The sequence below is a fragment of the Bradyrhizobium oropedii genome, assembly GCF_020889685.1.
Lineage (GTDB): Bacteria > Pseudomonadota > Alphaproteobacteria > Rhizobiales > Xanthobacteraceae > Bradyrhizobium > Bradyrhizobium oropedii.
This window is the reverse complement of record NZ_JACMYO010000074.1, coordinates 19,610-36,232: the sequence shown is the minus strand read 5'-3', so window position 1 is coordinate 36,232 and position 16,623 is coordinate 19,610. Positions and strand designations below refer to the sequence as shown.

At 62.4% G+C, this 16,623-nt stretch carries 18 protein-coding genes; 8 read left to right on the top strand and 10 right to left on the bottom strand.

The window, feature by feature from the left end; genetic code table 11:
- Positions 1-195: 195 nt before the first annotated feature.
- Genes H8A95_RS21310 through minC form a run of 4 tightly spaced genes read right to left on the bottom strand, consistent with a single transcriptional unit; the run spans position 196 to position 2,324 of the window.
- Positions 196-492 carry a hypothetical protein gene (locus H8A95_RS21310; protein WP_229184870.1) on the bottom strand — a complete coding sequence of 99 codons (297 nt, stop codon included), beginning with the start codon at positions 490-492 and terminating at the stop codon, positions 196-198.
- A complete protein-coding gene (gene minE / locus H8A95_RS21305; protein WP_229184872.1) occupies positions 489-767 on the bottom strand; it encodes a cell division topological specificity factor MinE in 279 nt (92 codons plus the stop codon). Before minE ends, H8A95_RS21310 begins: the two co-directional genes overlap by 4 nt.
- Positions 767-1,582 (bottom strand): septum site-determining protein MinD, encoded by an 816-nt coding sequence (minD, locus tag H8A95_RS21300; protein WP_229184869.1) that lies wholly within the window; start codon positions 1,580-1,582, stop codon positions 767-769. The genes minE and minD overlap by 1 nt, the downstream gene beginning before the upstream one ends.
- Before the next feature lie 25 nt (positions 1,583-1,607).
- Positions 1,608-2,324: a septum site-determining protein MinC gene (gene minC, locus H8A95_RS21295; RefSeq protein ID WP_229184868.1), complete on the bottom strand. Its 717-nt coding sequence runs from the start codon at positions 2,322-2,324 to the stop codon at positions 1,608-1,610.
- 264 nt (positions 2,325-2,588) lie between these two features.
- On the opposite strand from minC, the gene H8A95_RS21290 reads away from it, so the two are divergent.
- Entirely contained in the window at positions 2,589-2,789 is a 201-nt protein-coding gene (locus tag H8A95_RS21290) for an alpha/beta fold hydrolase (RefSeq protein ID WP_229184867.1), read from the top strand.
- Between the two features lie 295 nt (positions 2,790-3,084).
- On the top strand, positions 3,085-4,743 hold the full coding sequence (locus H8A95_RS21285) for an alkaline phosphatase family protein (RefSeq protein ID WP_229184866.1): 1,659 nt from the start codon (positions 3,085-3,087) through the stop codon (positions 4,741-4,743).
- 632 nt (positions 4,744-5,375) lie between these two features.
- Here H8A95_RS21285 and H8A95_RS21280 read toward each other — a convergent pair.
- Genes H8A95_RS21280 through H8A95_RS21260 form a run of 5 tightly spaced genes read right to left on the bottom strand, consistent with a single transcriptional unit; the run spans position 5,376 to position 8,195 of the window.
- Complete coding sequence (locus H8A95_RS21280; protein WP_229184865.1) at positions 5,376-5,669, bottom strand: putative quinol monooxygenase; 294 nt, start codon at positions 5,667-5,669, stop codon at positions 5,376-5,378.
- A gap of 22 nt (positions 5,670-5,691) precedes the next feature.
- The gene (locus H8A95_RS21275) at positions 5,692-6,129 is read right to left on the bottom strand and encodes a nuclear transport factor 2 family protein (RefSeq protein ID WP_229184864.1); all 438 of its coding nucleotides are present in this window, start codon (positions 6,127-6,129) and stop codon (positions 5,692-5,694) included.
- Between the two features lie 53 nt (positions 6,130-6,182).
- Positions 6,183-6,956, bottom strand: coding sequence for an SDR family NAD(P)-dependent oxidoreductase (locus H8A95_RS21270; protein ID WP_229184863.1), 774 nt, complete (start codon positions 6,954-6,956; stop codon positions 6,183-6,185).
- A gap of 48 nt (positions 6,957-7,004) precedes the next feature.
- Complete coding sequence (locus H8A95_RS21265; protein WP_229184862.1) at positions 7,005-7,301, bottom strand: YciI family protein; 297 nt, start codon at positions 7,299-7,301, stop codon at positions 7,005-7,007.
- Between the two features lie 60 nt (positions 7,302-7,361).
- On the bottom strand, positions 7,362-8,195 hold the full coding sequence (locus H8A95_RS21260; RefSeq protein ID WP_229184861.1) for an oxidoreductase: 834 nt from the start codon (positions 8,193-8,195) through the stop codon (positions 7,362-7,364).
- A gap of 161 nt (positions 8,196-8,356) precedes the next feature.
- Between H8A95_RS21260 and H8A95_RS21255 the strand changes: the two genes are divergently transcribed.
- Together H8A95_RS21255 and H8A95_RS21250 are read left to right on the top strand one after the other, a co-directional pair.
- On the top strand, positions 8,357-8,950 hold the full coding sequence (locus tag H8A95_RS21255) for a TetR/AcrR family transcriptional regulator (RefSeq protein WP_229184860.1): 594 nt from the start codon (positions 8,357-8,359) through the stop codon (positions 8,948-8,950).
- Positions 8,951-9,489: 539 nt separating this feature from the next.
- Entirely contained in the window at positions 9,490-9,993 is a 504-nt protein-coding gene (locus tag H8A95_RS21250; protein WP_229184859.1) for a nucleoside deaminase, read from the top strand.
- A gap of 96 nt (positions 9,994-10,089) precedes the next feature.
- Here the strand turns inward: H8A95_RS21250 and H8A95_RS21245 are convergent, their stop codons facing one another.
- Positions 10,090-11,184, bottom strand: a complete 1,095-nt coding sequence (locus tag H8A95_RS21245; RefSeq protein ID WP_229184858.1) for a hypothetical protein — start codon at positions 11,182-11,184, stop codon at positions 10,090-10,092.
- Positions 11,185-11,738: 554 nt separating this feature from the next.
- On the opposite strand from H8A95_RS21245, the gene H8A95_RS21240 reads away from it, so the two are divergent.
- The 4 genes from H8A95_RS21240 (at position 11,739) to H8A95_RS21225 (ending at position 16,448) form a co-directional block, all read left to right on the top strand.
- The gene (locus H8A95_RS21240; protein ID WP_229184857.1) at positions 11,739-13,310 is read left to right on the top strand and encodes an ABC transporter ATP-binding protein; all 1,572 of its coding nucleotides are present in this window, start codon (positions 11,739-11,741) and stop codon (positions 13,308-13,310) included.
- Positions 13,294-14,385 (top strand): ABC transporter permease, encoded by a 1,092-nt coding sequence (locus H8A95_RS21235; protein ID WP_229184856.1) that lies wholly within the window; start codon positions 13,294-13,296, stop codon positions 14,383-14,385. The genes H8A95_RS21240 and H8A95_RS21235 overlap by 17 nt, the downstream gene beginning before the upstream one ends.
- Positions 14,372-15,289 (top strand): ABC transporter permease, encoded by a 918-nt coding sequence (locus H8A95_RS21230; RefSeq protein WP_229184855.1) that lies wholly within the window; start codon positions 14,372-14,374, stop codon positions 15,287-15,289. Before H8A95_RS21235 ends, H8A95_RS21230 begins: the two co-directional genes overlap by 14 nt.
- 79 nt (positions 15,290-15,368) lie before the next feature.
- Positions 15,369-16,448, top strand: a complete 1,080-nt coding sequence (locus H8A95_RS21225; protein ID WP_229184854.1) for a BMP family ABC transporter substrate-binding protein — start codon at positions 15,369-15,371, stop codon at positions 16,446-16,448.
- Positions 16,449-16,623 lie beyond the last annotated feature (175 nt).

Here is a 16,623-nt window from a genome sequence, read left to right as displayed (position 1 = left end):
CGATGCCGTCGGGGGCCGTCCACCCCATCATTGCGAGGAGCTCGCGACAAAATTGCGAAGCAATTTTGCGCTGAAGCGACGAAGCAATCCATCGATCCGCATATGCGGAGAGATGGATTGCTTCGCGGAGCCTGTCATCGGGCGCGCGTTCGCGCGACCCGTTGGCTCGCAATGACGACGGGCTGAATTATCAGCTCACGCGCGATGGCGCGGTGCCTTGGCCATCGGCATGTTGGCGTTCCAATGCGTCCAGCTGACCCTGGCGAGGCTGCCGAGATCGGTTGCCAGCGGGCGACGGGTGCGGCGCTCGTATTCGGCGATGCAGCGGCCTGACTCGCCGATCTTGCGCTGCAATTCGTCGATCGTCATCTGCGTCGCGCGGCCGCAATTGGCGTTGCCGAGCTGATCGACCTCGACCGCCTTCAACGCCGCACGCAGCTTCTTCAGCTGCGCGCGCTGCCAGGCGATGTGACTGTCGCTGTCTGCTGTCATGTGGCCGCCACCATCTTTGATCGCTGCACGCCATTGGGAACTTCGATGTCGACCTCGAGCATCGAGACGAACTTGCCCCGGTCCATCCGGACCACGACCTTGTCGGGATCGACGTCGATATGCTTGGAGACCACGCTCAGGATTTCCGAGCGGAGCATCTCCAGCAGGTCGGGCGCGCCGGTCCGGCCGCGCTCATGCGAAAGCAGGATCTGCAACCGCTCCCGCGCGACGGGCGCCGATGCGGCGCGGCCGCCGAACAGCCGCATTACGTTCATCATGCCGCCCTCCGTCGCAGCAGCCGATCCATCAGCCCCTTGCGCTCGACCGGCACGGTCATCTCGACCGCTTCGCCCATCAGGCGCCGCACCGCGTCGGTATAGGCCCGCGCCGGCGCGCTGCTTGCAGCGTTCAGCGTGACCGGGCAGCCGACATTGGAGGCGCGCAGCACGTCCTGGCTTTCCGGGACGATGCCGAGCAGCGGCGTGGCGAGGATTTCCAGGATGTCGTCGATCGACAGCATCTCGCCGCGCGCGGCGCGGCCGGCATCATATCGGGTGACCAGAAGGTGCTTCTCGACCCGCTCGCCGCGCTCGGCGCGGGCGGTCTTGGAGTCCAGCATGCCGATGATGCGGTCGGAATCGCGTACCGACGACACTTCCGGGTTGGTGACGATGATGGCCTCGTCGGCATAGCGCATCGCGAGCGTGGCGCCACGTTCGATGCCGGCCGGGCTGTCGCACAGGATCCAGTCGAACTTGGTCTTGAGGTCGGCGATCACACGCTCGACGCCCTCTTCGGTCAGCGCGTCCTTGTCGCGGGTCTGCGACGCCGGCAGCAGCCAGAGGTTTTCCAACCGCTTGTCGCGGATCAAGGCCTGCGGCAGCTTGGCGACGCCCTGCACCACATTGATGAGGTCGAACACCACGCGCCGTTCGGCGCCCATCACGAGGTCGAGGTTACGCAGGCCGACGTCGAAATCGATGACGACGACGCTCTGGCCCATTTGCGCAAGTGCCGCGCCAAGCGCGGCAGTTGAGGTCGTCTTGCCGACCCCGCCCTTCCCAGACGTCACGACCAAAACCTTGGCCATTCTCTCTCTCCTTGTAGTCAGTCGGTCAGTTCAATGGTGTGATGCGCAGCATTTCGCCCTCGAGCCACGCCTGGGCGGGCCGGTTGCGCAGGCTGTCGCCGATATCATCTGCGGTCTGGTAGTAGCCGTCGATGGCGAGCAATTCGGCCTCGATCTTCTGGCAGAAGATCCGGGCCGCGGAATTGCCATTGATGCCGGCCATCGCGCGTCCGCGCAGCGTGCCGTAGACATGGATCGACCCGCCGGCGACGATCTCGGCGCCGGAGCCGACCGAGCCGAGCACGGTGACGTCGCCCTCGGCGAACACGATCGACTGGCCGGAGCGAACCGGGCTCTCCAGCAGCAGCGACGGCAGCTTGGTCTTGTCCTTGTCTTTGTTTTTTTCCTGCGGCTGCGGCTTCTGCGGCTCGACATGGGTGATCGCGCAGGCGCGGCCGCCGGTCAGAAGCGGCGGCATGTTGGCGCCGAGCCTGGATTCGTCGACCCCCTCGATGCCGAGGATACGAATATTGCGTTCAGCGAGGCTGCCGACCAGATGCGCGATCGCGGCCTGGCTGAGATCGACCGCTGCGAGGTCGAGCACTACAGGCTTGCCGGTGAAGAAGCCCGGCGACTTCCCCAGCGTCGCGTCGATCTCGGCGAGCCAGGACACGACCGGCACGACCGGCGAGAAAACGAACGCAACATAGGAGCGGCCGCGCATGCGGACCTGCTGACGTGCGACCTGTTGAGTTGCGTCCATCGCCCCTGACTCGGTTGACTTGTCGAATGGTTAACAATCGGACCGCATGGTTAATCAAAGGTTAACGGAAGGGGGTGTTTTCACGGATTTGCGACGGCCTCCTCGGGGCGGTCGCCGACCGCGGAGCGTTGGCTCGGACGCCCCTTTCTCGAGGCGCACCCGGAGATCGCCACCGCACTGCTCGATTGCATCAACGAGACCGATCCCGAAGGCTTCATCGGCTGCGCCCGCGCCATCCAGTCCCTCGCCTATCTCGAGGGCGTGATGCGGCTGCAAGTGCCGCTGACGATGATCGTGGGCGCATACGACCAGCTGCTGGTACAGCCGATGACCGAACTCGCGGCGCTGCTCAATTGCCGGCTGGAGATCATTGCCGATGCCGGGCACTTGCCCCAGATCGATCATCCCAACGAGATCGACGCCGTGATCGAACGGCATTTGCAAGAAGTCGCTCGATCCGAGTGACTCGCGTCCGCCGGGGAAGCCGCGGCTCTCAACAAGAATATCGAAAACAACCCCATGCAAAGTAGCAGGCGGCCGCAAGCTTGGCGGCCGAACGGCAAAACCCTGCCGTTGCGCTGCGTCACCGGGTCAGCACGTCGCCCTGCTGGGCAAATCCAGCGATCATCGGATGCCGGTCAGCCCCGACCGCGGTCATCGAACTCGCAAGAAAACGTCATCCCACCGTCAATTGACCGCGACAAGTTGTCGCGCAGCGCTGGCGATTCCAAACTTACCGAAAATAGACAGGGGCGAACTCATGAGTGGTTTTCATAACTATTGCATGTCGACTGCCGCGATCGCGGCGGCCATGCTCGCTTGCGGCGTCGCCGTCGCGCATGCGGATGATGACAACGATCATTCGCAGCGGCATGGCTACAAGCATGTCCTGCTGATCAGCGTCGACGGTATGCACGCCGTTGATTTGAAGCGTTGGGTCGAAAGCCGCCCCGGCGGCAACTTCGCCCAGCTCACCGGCAAGGGCGTCGTCTATCCGAACGCCTACACCACGGCGCCGTCCGACAGCTTTCCCGGCATGCTCGCGCAGGTCACGGGTGCCACGCCGAAGGGCGGCGGCCTGTTCTATGACGACAGCTATGATCGCACCGAGTATCCCGCCAAGGCCTTCTATACCAGCCAGAATCTTCCCGATCCCGGCTGCGTGAGCCCGGCAGGAACCGAGATCACCAACTTCGAAGCGCTCGACAAGACCTACGACTACTCCAGCGGACTGGTCGCCGATTACACCGCCGGCGGCACGCTCGGTCAGGTCTACACGCAACTCGATCCGGATCACATGCAGCGCAAGCTGGTGAACGGGAAGTGCGTGTCGGTTTATCCGCACGACTACGTGCGCACCAACACGATCTTCGAGGTCATCAAGGAGGCCGGAATGCGGACGGCCTGGTCGGACAAGCATCCTGCCTATGAGGACCTGGCGGGCCCGTCGGGCAAGGGTCTCGACGAACTCTTCACGCCGGAGATCAATTCGCAGGACACGATCGACAAGGGCGCCAAGCCCGGCGACGACTACACCAAGAGCTTTGTCGGCGTCCGTTCCTACGACTCGCTGAAGGTGCAGGCGGTGTTGAACTGGATCGACGGCTACAATGGCACGCGAACTCAACATCAAGGCGTCCCCGCGATCTTCGGCATGAACTTCCAGGCGGTCAGCGTCGGCCAGAAGCTTGCAAAGGCCGGCAACGCCGATACCGACAAGTCGCTGGTCGGCGGCTATGCCGACGGCAAGGCGACGCCCGGCAACGCGCTCACGCTGCAATTCCAGTTCGTGGACGACGCGCTCGGCAAGTTCGTCAACGAGCTCAAGGCGCAGAACCTCTACGATTCGACGCTTATCATCGTCAGCGCCAAGCACGGCCAGTCGCCGATCGACGTCAAGGACCGCGTGGCGATCTCCGATGCGCTGTACAGCAACACGCCCGGTTTCGGCACCAACGGCTTCGAGATCTGCGACGACGCGGCGCTGGTCTGGTTGTCGCCGGAGCTGCAGCAGGCGACCAACCCGGCGACCGGCAATCCCTATTATGCCGACGCCAAGGCCTACATCCTGGCCCACGCCGCCGACCTGCATATCCAGAAGCTGCTCGACCGCGACGAACTGACCAAGCTCTACGAAGATCCGTTCCACAACAGCCGGGTGCCGGACTTCATCGCGCTCACCGATCATGGCGTGATCTGCACCGGCGGCAGCAAGCTCGCCGAGCATGGCGGCTTCTCCAACGACGATCGGAACGTGCTGCTGCTGCTCTCTTCGCCCCGCATCAAGCATCCGAGGGTCGTCGAGGACACGAGCTTCACCACCCAGATCGCGCCGACCATCCTCCGTGCGCTCGACCTCAACCCGCACAGCCTCCAGGCGGTTCGCGACGAGGGTGTCGAGCCTCTGAAGGAAAAATGAGGCCGCAGGGAGCAGTGGCTCCAGCGGCGCAAGACAGCGAGCGGCTTGCGCGGCAGTAGCCGGGCAAGCCGAGGAGTTAGGCCTGCATATAGGCGCCCCCGGCAAAGGGGTGCCGATATTGTTTTGCCGTGAGACGCTGATAAGCGGTACCCCGACATCCACAGGGCGATCGCGTGCGCAGCTACCGCGTGGGCAAGGCCAACAGGCGTCCGCGCCCCCCTGCGTTCATCGCAAGAGCGATCGACATCTCGACCGTGTTGGCCTGAAGGCGTCGGGTGGCGGAGAGAGTGTCAGTCAACTCCTATTGGAAGATAAGGCATTTTCGGCTTTCCTCGACCAAAACCTACCAGTTGAGCTACGGCGAAATTATCGTTTCCATGCTTCGTTGGGAGTCCGAAAGCCGAACGTCCCGCCCAAGAGCCGGTTCCCTCGCCGAAAAATCGGCGGCTCCGCGGCGCGCTACACTGTAGCCGCCGACGGACGTCGGCTCGCAAACGGTCAATGGCTTGCCGATCGGTGTGCGCACATTCGGCAAAACGACGACCGTCGGGCGAGCGCTGAGTTGTCCTGCCTTGTTAATCTGCGTGGTCCCGATACCGATCGGCGCGTGCTTGGACGTCGATTGCAGCCGCTCATTCGGCTAAATCGCACCGCACGCCGCTAAGGCTCACTTGCAGGCCGGCCGAGTCGCTCTTCATCTGCTCAATCGAAGCACCGGTCAGATGAGCATCGAAGGCCTCGCTCGAAGCATAAACTTCGTACAGCATGACCGTGTCGGCCTCCTCTTTCGGCAAGAGGATCTCGAAAACCAGAGTGCCGGGCTCGCTCGCCCGACAACGAAGCGCGTGAGCTTTCAGGTGCTTCACATACTCGGCTCGCTTGCCGGCGACGGTCTTGATCGTGGCGACGACTGCTAGTTTGGTCATGTGCTGATCTCCTGGTTTGGTTTCAAATCTGCGATTTCGCTGCCGCCATGCGGCGAGCGGCTTCTTCGCCCAGCCTTGCGACCACGGCGGCCGGGCGCAACATGACGACGAGATCGGTCATCTTGCCGGCCTCGTTGAAGTTGACCAGGTCCACGCCGAACAACCGATCGTCTCCAACGCGGGCGCTGAATTCGAGGGCATAGCCGTCTTCGCGGCTGAAGATCCGGTGATACTCAAAATCCGCGAAGATGCCGAACACCAGCCGGAGAACGCCAACCAGTGCGTCCTTGCCCCTGTACGGCTCGAACTGTGCCGGATTGTGATAGGTCACGTCTTCGACCAGCAAAGCCAGGAGTTGCTCCCAATCCCGCGTCAACACGATGCGGTGCCACTCTTGCAGGCCGGCTTGCGCCGCCGAATGCGGCGCGTTGGTGCGAAGGGTTGAGGTCTCGTGACCCATATCGGTCTCCGTCAGGTGAAGGGGTTGGCAGGACAGGCAGGCAAATCCCGTCGTCAGGCCCGGTAACGCGCAGCCGGCCTGGAATTGCTGAAGCCTGCCGCCAAAACGCCGCGCGCCTTCTCGAAGGCTTCCCATGCGGCGACATCGGGCACTGGCGGGATCGTCACCAATTCCCGATGATCGAAGCCGACCAGGGCCGCATCCACGAGATCTTCGACCTCCATGACATTGGGCACCTTGCTGGTGTCGCCACCCGCGCGTTCGTAGATTTCGGTACGCGTGGCCGCCGGCAGCACGGCCTGCACATAGACGCCCTTCGACGTGAGTTCGGCAGCAAGGCCTTGCGACAGCGTCATCAGGTAGGACTTGGTGGCGGCGTAGATGCCGCGGGAATATTCGGGGAGCAGAGCCAGCACCGACGCGATGTTGATGATCGCGCCGTTGCCGCGTTCAACCATCCGGCCGACGACGGCGGACGCAAGCAACGTCGGCGCGACCACGTTCAGCCGTAGCAGGTCGTCCATCTTGATCGGATCGGCGGTTGCGAAATCCCCGATCAACGCCGCACCTGCATTGTTGACGAGGATGTCGATGGGCGGATCAGAGCGGAGGCGCCGGAGAACCGGCTCGAGTTGGGAGCCATCGACCAGGTCGGCCGTGATGACTTCGACCGCAATGCCCTGCGCATTGCGCAGTTCGGCCGCAAGGGCGTTGAGCCGGTCGGTCGCGCGAGCGACGAGGACGAGGTCATGGCCGCGTGCCGCGAGGCGGCGTGCGTAAACTGCACCGATACCGCTCGAGGCGCCGGTGATGAGTGCTGTGGTCATGGATGTTCTCTCGATGAGGGGTGCCAAAAGATCGTCGAAGCGGTGCTGTCAGCCACGCGTCTTCAAATGAAGCATGGGATGGTGCTCGTAATGACCGGCGCCGTCCTTCACGATCGGGTCTTCCGAGGTGATCGCCTTGATGTCGAGATCATCGGCGATCTGGTAGAGCGACACGCCATAACCGCCGTTCGGGTCCATGACGGGGCCGTGCGCGACGATCTGCCCTTTTTCAAGCAGGCCGTCCAGGAACGCGCCGTGCTGCTTCATCCATGCCTTCTCGTCGGCGGTCATGGTTGCGAGAAAATCGGCGCGCGGCGGGATGTACTTGCACAAATAGTACTTCATGGGTCGCTCCTCGGTGAAAGAGATGTGTCAGCCTGCTTGGCGACCTCCCGATTTGAGAGATCAATCGGCCACGCCCATTTGCTTGCGAAAGCTTTTCTCGAAGGTCTTTTCGGGAACGAAACGCCGCATCAGGCGGAGACGGCCCGCCATCTTTCCAGGGGTGTAGCGAATGCTCGGCTGCTTCTCGGTGGCGGCCTGCACCACCTTGTCCGCCACGGCTTCGACCGGATCGCCGACCGCGATGCCGTTGCGCCAGGTCGCGTTCATGGCCGCGCGTCCCTTGTCGTAGACGCTCAGGATCCGATCGGGCTTGTCGCCATTCTCTTCCAGCGCGGTGCGGGTGAAGACCGGCTCGACCAGCGAGACGCGGATTCCAAACGTCCGCAGTTCGTGGTCGAGCGATTCGGAATAGCCTTCGACGGCGTGCTTAGTGGCGTTGTAGAGCGCCGTATAGGGTCCGGGCAGGAAGCCGGCCACCGAACTGATGTTGATGATCCGGCCCTGGCCCTGCCGGCGCATGATGGGCAGCACTTCGCCGGTCGTGCGAAGGATGCCGAACACGTTGATGTCGAATAGGCCTTGGGCCTGAGCGATCGATGATTCCTCGGCGCCGCCGATCAGGCTGCGGCCCGCATTGTTCACGAGCACGTCGATCCGACCTGCCAGCCCGACGACGTCCTTGATCAGCTGCTTGACGGACTCGTCATCGGTGACGTCGCAGCGGAGCATATGAATGCCCTGTCGCACCTCACCGGGCGCGGCATGGCGGCTTGTGCCGAAAACCCGATATCCCGCGCGGATCAGAGCGACTCCGGCCGCAAGCCCGATGCCCCCGGAAGCGCCTGTGATCAGGGCGACCTTTTCGCCCGCTGCGCGCGATTGTGCCTTAGCCATCTCGATCTCCCTTGTCAGCGCCGATTAATGATTATGGTCGTAATCATAATGGAGTTATGATTATGTATATAATCATTGTCAAGGGGGTTTTTGGACGCCCCGTTGGAAAGGGATCGCGCCGGCGTTAGGTGCTGGCCGTCGTCATTGGAAGGAATGCGCACGTGAAGGTCAGCAAGGAAACGGTCGAGCAGAATCGCGAGCGTGTGATCGCAACCGCCGCAAGGCTGTTCCGGGAACGTGGGATCGACGGTATCGGGCTTGTCGACTTGATGAAGGCGGCGGGGCTCACTCCCGGAGGCTTCTACCGGCAGTTCAAGTCAAAGGACGATCTCATCGTTCAGGCGGTCAAGCGGGCCTACACGGATATGAGCGAGGATATCGCGGGCCGTATTGCAGCGAGCGATGATCCACTGGAGACCCTCGTGCGTCATTATGTGTCGGACTACCACCGCGATGATCCGGGGCAAGGGTGCGGCCTTGCAGCAATGGCCGCCGACGCGGCACGTCACGACAATCCGGCGCTGCGGGAGTGCTTCGGCAGCATCGTCAGCAATTATATCGGACTTCTCACCAAGCTCGTGCCAGGAGGTACTGCAAAAGCGAAGCGGAGCGCGGCGATCTCGGCGCTCGCCGAGATGATCGGATCGGTTGTCCTCTCCCGCGTGGTACCAGATCCCGCACTATCCGGTGAGATCATCGACACAGTCTCGAATGATCTGGTGAAACGCCATGCGAAATCTTCTCGAACTGCTTGATGAGCCGCTCGCAGTTTAGCGGAGAATTCTGTTGTTGCCTTCGCCATTGGCGCATTTCGGCAAAACTAACGAATCGAAGCGAGCGAACTCGCACGAAATCGTAGCTCGGCGCGCAAAATCGTAGAAATGGCGGAGAGAGTGTCAGTCAATCCCCCATGCAAGATAAGGCATTTTTGATCCTCTCAGATCAAAACCCACCGTTTGAGCTACAGCCGGAAATGGGTTTCGCCTGCCGCTCCTGCGTTTCGATAGAGAATCCGAACGACGAGAACCAATCGGCTGTTTCATTTTGGCCCTGCTCATGTGACTGCGCGATCGATGCGAACGGTCATTCTCACAGCTCGAGCGAACTCCTGTCTCGGCAGCACCTGTCGGGCACGCGGGCAGAGTCTCAACCGCTTCATGGGCGCGATCCGTGCCACGAATACTGCTTGACGAGCGTCATTAACTCTCGGACGCTTGGCAGCAGGGCACGATCGGATCGGCAGGCGCAGGCCGAAATCCCGTAAGCGCAGTCCTTTGAAATGGTGGCATCCTCTATGATCGACATTTCAGCACTGAGCCAGGAGGACGTCGACACGCACTTTCTGCGCCAATCATTCGACGTGGCGCGCCGCGCGCTCGCCCACGGCAACCATCCCTTTGGTGCCGTCCTGGTCGGCCGCGACCGTCGCATCCTGCTGGAAGCCGAAAACGGCTTCATGCCTTCGCGCGACGGCACGGCGCATGCCGAGCGGCTGCTGGCGACGCAGGCCTGTTTGACGCTTCCCGCCGACGTGCGGAAGGGGGCGACGCTTTACTCCTCCGCCGAGCCATGCGCCATGTGTGCAGGAGCGATCTATTGGGCAGGCATCGGCCGCGTCGTCTACGGGCTCAGCGAGCATGCCCTGCGCGAACTCACCGGCGATCACGCCGAGAATCCAACTCTCGACCTGCCTTGCCGTGAGGTTTTTCGCAGCGGACAACGTTCGACCGAGGTCGTCGGACCGCAACTCGAGGCGGAGGCCGCAGCCCTGCATCAAGGCGTTTGGCAAACAGGTTGAGTCTTTGAAGGGCCGTCCTGTCGCTCGGCAGGAGAAATGGCGCCGCGGGGTCATCGCGGCGCCATCAGGACCACCCATTGGAACGGCCTGGGTGGATCAGAACTTCACCGAGATACCGGAATAGAGCGATTCCTCGGTGCAGGAATTGTTGCTGACGCCCGGGGCGACGTTACAGACGGTGCTCTTGGCGTGGTCGAGGCCGAACTTGTTCTGCCAGTAGCGATAGGCCACCCAGACGTCCACGAAGTGCGAATACTTCGGGCCCCAGAACGCCTTGCTCGCGTCGAAGGTCAGACGGATCGGCTCGGAGTTGAGCTCGACGGCCGTGTTGACGTTGGTGACCGGATTGAACGCCATCGGCTCGTTCTCGGTGCCCTTCTTGCCGTACCAGCCGGCGCGGCCGCTGATCGAGAAATACTGCATGTTCTCAGGCAGGAAGCCGAGATCCATGTAGTAGTTCACTTCGACGGCCCAGGTCGGCTTGAACTTGGTATTGCCGTCGGTGAGGCAGGTCACGCCGGGCACGCCGGGGCCAAACAGACCGCACTGATCGAACGCGTTGTGATTGGCGAACTCGTAGTACATCAACGGCGACACGTTGATGTAGCCCTTGTAGGGAAGGTTGAACTCGAACTGGAGACCGGCGACGACGTCGCGCTTGGCCGGCGCGAGGAAGTTGTTCTCCGTGTTGGCGTCCATGCCGACTTCGAACGAGATGTTGTTCAGCGGCCCCATGCTGAACGCCTTCGTGTTGAAGATCTGATTCCAGCCGAAGGTGGAACGGAACAGGCCATAAATCTCGGTGGCGCCGGCGCAGGTTGCCGGAGCTCCGGTGATGGTCACGCCGACATTCGAGCATGGCGAGGCGGGGTCGTTGTGATCCGATTTGTACATCGAGATCGTGAAGAAGTTCTGGCCGTAGGCCCAGATGTCGAAATGCGTGAACGAGTAGACCTGCTTTGCGGTCTTTCCGTTGATACTGCCGTCCGGACGGACTGAAAAGACGCCGGGATCGGTGCCGGAAAAGATGTAGGAATAGGTCACGCGATCATCGATGACCAGAAAGAATGGCAGGTCGGCCGCCGGCTTGGGCGCCTTGACCGGAAGATCGGCAGCGCTTGCAAGATTGGCGGCCGGTATCAATCCCAGCGATAGCACGGCGGCTGATAATGTGCGGCGGATATTGAACATCGCGAAAGACCCCCAGAGTGAAGCAAACGGAATTCGTGCTGACACTGGAACGTGACGCCGCTTCCTGCAGAACGGGAAGCCTGAACTTTTTCCACCTCGTGACGCGTGTTTGATCAGCAGGCTCTGCAAGGTCGGTCCGGCTTGGCTGGTTTTCGCAAAGCTCGGCCGCCGGAAAATCGGCATCGACAGATTTTGGATTTTTCAAATTATGCCCGTCATTGCTAGCGATCTGAGACATTTGGGCGCAATGCGAAATTCGCCGTTGGCGCGCCAACACGTCACCGCAGCGCGCTCCGGCGATCCTGCTCAACTTTGCGTCATCGCTGCCTACCGCCATTTCGAATTGGCTCGACAGTTACAATCTTGCAACACTCCTTGCCGCTGTGCCGGGTGATGCGCTGTCCTGCGGCGCAGCTCGGGCGGCCCCGTGCAACTACGGAAAGCTCAAGCGTGCCGAAGGCTTAAGCAACCGGTGGCGTTTTTTGCTACTTACGCATGTTCCAAAACTGGCCCAGTATTGCTGCTCCCTCTCCTGACGCAGGCGATATCCTGGGATGCGAGACACGACATCCGCCGGGCAGCACACAAGTGCCACACCGCTGCTGCAAACGGTCGCCTTGACCAAGCGGTACGGTACGTTTCTCGCCAACGACAAGATCGATCTCGATATCCGGCCGCAGCAGATCCATGCATTGCTCGGCGAGAACGGCGCCGGCAAATCCACCCTCGTCAAGACCATCTACGGTCTGGTTCAACCGAGCGAAGGCGAGCTGCGCTGGGAAGGCCGAAGCATCGTCTTGTCCGGCCCTTCGCAGGCTCGCGCGCGCGGCATCGGCATGGTGTTCCAGCACTTCTCGCTGTTCGACAACCTCACTGTCGCAGAGAACGTCGCGCTCGGGCTTGATGGCAAGGAATCGTTCAAGGAGATCTCCGCGCGGCTCGAGCGGGTGTCCCACAGTTACGGGCTTCCGCTCGATCCGAAGCGCGAGGTCTGGCAGCTCTCGGTCGGAGAGCGCCAGCGCATCGAGATCGTCCGTGCGCTGATGCAGGATCCGAAATTCCTGATCCTTGACGAGCCCACTGCGGTGCTGACGCCGCAGGAGGCGGACCAGCTTTTCGTCGTGCTGGAGCGCCTGAAGAGCGAAGGACGCGCCATTCTCTACATCAGCCACAAGCTGGAAGAGGTGAAGCGGCTGTGCGACACCGCCACCATCCTGCGCAACGGCAAGAAGGTCGCGACCTGCAATCCCAAGGCGGAGACCGCCGCCTCGCTCGCCCGCATGATGGTCGGCACCGAGATCAAGGAAGTGAAGCCGGCGGCGACCCGCGAGATCACCGTGCCGCGGCTCGCGATCATCGATCTCGACCTCGAACCCGACGATCCCCATGGCGTGCACCTCAAGGGAATTGCGCTTGAGATCAGGGGTGGTGAAATCCTGGGAATTGCAGGCGTCGCCGGGAACGGACAGGACGAGTTGTTCGCGGCACTTTCGGGCGAGCGGCTGGCCAAGGACCCCGGCACCGTCGTCATCGAGGGAATCGCCGCGGGACATCTCTCGATCAGCCGGCGGCGCAAGCTCGGGGCAGCCTTTATCCCCGAGGAGCGGCTCGGCCACGGAACCGCGCCGCGCATGCGGCTTTCGGAGAATGCGCTGCTCACCGGGCACGTCGCCGGCAACATGGTGCTGCACGGCTTCGTCAACACCGCCGCCACGCTGAACGCCGTCGATCGAACCACCGAGACCTTCGACGTGCGCAAGGCGAAGCGCGATCCGGAGGCCGCGAGCCTTTCCGGTGGCAACCTCCAGAAGTTCATCGTCGGCCGCGAGATCCTGCGCAATCCGGCCGTGCTGGTCGTCAACCAGCCGACCTGGGGCGTCGATGCCGGCGCGGCCGCGGTGATCCGCCAGGCGCTGCTCGATCTTGCCGCCGGCGGCGCCGCCGTGCTGGTGACAAGCCAGGATCTCGACGAGCTCATCGAAATTTCGGACCGCATTGCGGTGATGTTTCACGGTCGTTTGTCGGAGCCGCTGCCGACCGCGGAAGCAAGCCGCGAGAAGCTCGGCCTGCTGATGGGCGGAAGCAGCCTCGAGGCAACGGAGCAGGCGCATGCAGCTGGTACTTGAGAAACGCGCCGAGCGGTCCAGGACCGTTGCGCTGATCTCGCCCCTTATCGCGATCGGGCTCACCATCGTGACCATGACGATCCTGTTCGCGGTCATGGGCAAGAATCCGATCCTGGCGCTCTATGTCTATTTCATCGCGCCGCTCGCCGATGGCTACTCGCTGCAAGAGATCGCGGTGAAGGCGACACCACTGGTGATGATCGCGATCGGCCTGTCGCTTTGCTATCTCGCCAATGCCTGGAACATCGGCGCCGAGGGACAATTCCTGATGGGGGCGGTCGCCGGAAGCTGGATTGCGGTGAAGACGCAGGGCACCGAGGCCGGCCACTGGGTGCTGCCTGCCATGCTGCTGCTCGGCGCCATTGCTGGCGCGCTGTATGCGCTGATCCCTGCCATCTGCAAGGTCAGGTTCGGCGCCAGCGAGATCCTGACCTCGCTGATGCTGGTCTATGTGGCGGACCTGCTGCTCGACTATCTGGTGCGCGGGCCCTGGCGTGATCCGCAAGGCTTCAACTTCCCGACCACTGCGGAGTTCGACCCGGTCGCGACGGTGCCGACGCTGATCGAGGCAGGCCGGCTGCATCTCGGCTCGATCCTCGCGCTCATCGTGGTCGCCGCCGGCGCCGTGCTGCTCGGCAAGACGATCAAGGGCTTCGAGATCCGCGTCGTGGGGGCTGCGCCGCGCGCAGCCCGGTTCGGCGGATTCAATGCCAACCAGCTGATCCTGCTGACATTCGCAATCTCCGGGGCGCTCTCGGGGCTGGCCGGGATCATCGAGGTCGCGGGGCCCGTCGGCCATCTCCAGCCCGGTATCTCGCCAGGCTACGGCTTCACCGCGATCATCGTTGCATTCCTCGGACGATTGAATCCGGTTGGAATACTAATTGCAGGGCTGTTTCTCGCACTCACCTTCATCGGCGGCGAGCAGGCGCAGATTGCCATGAAAATCCCGTTGGACGTCACCAAGGTTTTCCAGGGAGTCCTGCTGTTCTACGTGCTCGCCTGCGATTCCCTCATTCTCTATCGCTTCCGCATCATCTCCTCGGCTCCGCAGGTGGCGCGTGGAACTCATTGAGGCGATCATCCTGTCGGTGCTGGCGGCATCGACGCCGCTGTTGCTGGCGGCAACCGGCGAGCTGGTGGCCGAGCGCTCCGGCGTGCTCAATCTCGGCGTCGAGGGAATGATGATCGTCGGCGCGGCCTGCGGCTTCGGCGGCGCATGGTTGACCGGTTCGATCATCGTCGGCGCGCTCTGTGGAATTCTCGCCGGTGTGCTGATGTCGCTGCTGTTCGCCGCAATGGCGCTCGGGCTGGCGGTCAACCAGGTCGCCACCGGCTTGGCGCTCACTATCTTCGGCATCGGCCTGTCGGGATTGATCGGCGCCGGCTTCGTCGGCGAGCGGATCACACCGGCGCCCCATCTCTATGTCCCCTTCATCACCAACATTCCGCTGATCGGCCGCATTCTGTTCGGCGAAGATGGATTCGTTTATCTCTCGCTGGCGCTGATCGCGGCGGTCTGGTGGTTTCTGTACCGGACGCGGGCCGGGCTCATCGTGCGTGCCTGCGGCGACAACCACGTGTCGGCACACGCGCTGGGTTATCCCGTCCTGCGGATCCGGATGTACGCCGTGATGTTCGGCGGCGCCTGCGCAGGGCTTGCCGGCGCCTATTTGCCGCTCGCCTACACGCCATTCTTCATTCCGGGCATGACCGCGGGCCGCGGATGGATCGCGCTCGCGCTGACCGTGTTCGCCTCCTGGCGGCCCGGTCGGCTGGTGATCGGAGCCTATCTGTTCGGCGCGGTGACGATCCTGCAGCTACATGCACAGGGCGCCGGAATCGGCATTCCGTCCCAGTTCATGTCGTCGCTGCCCTACCTCGCAACCGTGATCGTGCTGGTGCTGCTGTCGCGCGCGCGAACCGGCGGTTCAACCGCGCCTGCAGCACTCGGCACCGTCTTCGTTCCCGATCGCTGACATTGGATTTCCGGACCGGCGCGATTTGGGGGGTGCCGTCCAAAAATTGTTGTTCACCCCACTGTTGGAGGACATCACGATGAAGAGGAATTTGCTTGCGGCCGCCGCCGCACTTCTGCTGGCCGGAGGCGTCACGAGCAGCGCGGTCGCCGCTGACACGCTGAAGGTCGGGTTCATCTATCTCGGGCCGGTTGGCGATCTCGGCTGGACCTATCAGCACGAGCTTGCCCGGCAGGCCGTGGTGAAGGAGTTCGGCGACAAGATCGAGACAACCTTTCTCGAAAACGTTCCCGAGGGTCCCGACGCGGAGCGCGCGGTCGAGCAGCTCGTCCGCGCCGGAAACAAGCTGATATTCACCACGTCTTTCGGCTACATGGATCCCACGCTGAAGGTGGCGAAGAAGTATCCGAACGTACATTTCGAGCATTGCTCGGGCTACAAGCGCGACAAGAACATGTCCACCTATTCGGCGCGCTGGTACCAGGGCCGCTACATCCAGGGAGAAATCGCAGCCAAAATGTCAAAGGCCGGCGTGCTCGGCTATATCGGCTCGTTCCCGATTCCCGAAGTCGTCTCGGGTATCAACGCCACGATGATCGGCGCGCAGACCGTCAATCCCAATATCAAGGTGAAGATCATCTGGGTGAACTCTTGGTTTGATCCGGGCAAGGAAGCCGATGCTGCGAAGGCGCTGCTCGATCAGGGCGCCGACATCATCATGCAACACACCGACTCGCCGGCCGCGATGCAGATCGCAGGCGAGCGCGGCAAGCTCGCATTCGGCCAGGACTCCGAAATGATCAAGTTCGGCCCGAAGGCCCAGCTGACCTCGATCCTCGACACCTGGGCACCCTACTATATCGAGAGGGTGAAGGCGGAGCTCGACGGCACCTGGAAATCCGGCGATACCTGGGGCGGCCTCGAGACCAAGATGTTCGAAATGGCGCCCTACACCAACATGCCTGACGACGTGAAGAAGACGGCGGAGGACACCCAGGCAGCCATCGCCGCCGGCAAGCTGCATCCGTTCAAGTGCCCCGTCGTCGCGCAGGACGGCAAGGACGTCGAGTGCAAGGGCGGCGATCATCTGGCGGATGATCAGATCCTCGGCATGAACTTCTACGTCAAGGGCATCGACGACAAGCTTCCCGGCAAGTGAGCGATCACCGTTCCCGGATGATCCTCCCCTCTTGCAGGGGAGGATCAAGCCACCCGGACGATCGACGACGCGCCGCTCTCGCCGAAACCTAGAGCATGATCCGGAAAAGCGCGAAGCGGTTTCCCTTGCGACAAACGCCAAAGGCGTTTGCGCGGAGATCATGATCAAACAAAGA

What these genes read in the sequence shown, in the direction of transcription:
- H8A95_RS21290 (WP_229184867.1), top strand. Translation starts at nt 2,589, where the DNA reads ATGCGGCTGCAAGTGCCGCTGACGATGATCGTGGGCGCATACGACCAG.
- H8A95_RS21285 (WP_229184866.1), top strand. Translation starts at nt 3,085, where the DNA reads ATGAGTGGTTTTCATAACTATTGCATGTCGACTGCCGCGATCGCGGCG.
- H8A95_RS21240 (WP_229184857.1), top strand. Translation starts at nt 11,739, where the DNA reads ATGCGAGACACGACATCCGCCGGGCAGCACACAAGTGCCACACCGCTG.
- H8A95_RS21310 (WP_229184870.1), bottom strand. Translation starts at nt 492, where the DNA reads ATGACAGCAGACAGCGACAGTCACATCGCCTGGCAGCGCGCGCAGCTG.
- H8A95_RS21275 (WP_229184864.1), bottom strand. Translation starts at nt 6,129, where the DNA reads ATGGGTCACGAGACCTCAACCCTTCGCACCAACGCGCCGCATTCGGCG.
- H8A95_RS21250 (WP_229184859.1), top strand. Translation starts at nt 9,490, where the DNA reads ATGATCGACATTTCAGCACTGAGCCAGGAGGACGTCGACACGCACTTT.
- minC (WP_229184868.1), bottom strand. Translation starts at nt 2,324, where the DNA reads ATGGACGCAACTCAACAGGTCGCACGTCAGCAGGTCCGCATGCGCGGC.
- H8A95_RS21280 (WP_229184865.1), bottom strand. Translation starts at nt 5,669, where the DNA reads ATGACCAAACTAGCAGTCGTCGCCACGATCAAGACCGTCGCCGGCAAG.
- H8A95_RS21265 (WP_229184862.1), bottom strand. Translation starts at nt 7,301, where the DNA reads ATGAAGTACTATTTGTGCAAGTACATCCCGCCGCGCGCCGATTTTCTC.
- H8A95_RS21270 (WP_229184863.1), bottom strand. Translation starts at nt 6,956, where the DNA reads ATGACCACAGCACTCATCACCGGCGCCTCGAGCGGTATCGGTGCAGTT.
- minD (WP_229184869.1), bottom strand. Translation starts at nt 1,582, where the DNA reads ATGGCCAAGGTTTTGGTCGTGACGTCTGGGAAGGGCGGGGTCGGCAAG.
- H8A95_RS21260 (WP_229184861.1), bottom strand. Translation starts at nt 8,195, where the DNA reads ATGGCTAAGGCACAATCGCGCGCAGCGGGCGAAAAGGTCGCCCTGATC.
- H8A95_RS21235 (WP_229184856.1), top strand. Translation starts at nt 13,294, where the DNA reads ATGCAGCTGGTACTTGAGAAACGCGCCGAGCGGTCCAGGACCGTTGCG.
- H8A95_RS21245 (WP_229184858.1), bottom strand. Translation starts at nt 11,184, where the DNA reads ATGTTCAATATCCGCCGCACATTATCAGCCGCCGTGCTATCGCTGGGA.
- minE (WP_229184872.1), bottom strand. Translation starts at nt 767, where the DNA reads ATGAACGTAATGCGGCTGTTCGGCGGCCGCGCCGCATCGGCGCCCGTC.
- H8A95_RS21225 (WP_229184854.1), top strand. Translation starts at nt 15,369, where the DNA reads ATGAAGAGGAATTTGCTTGCGGCCGCCGCCGCACTTCTGCTGGCCGGA.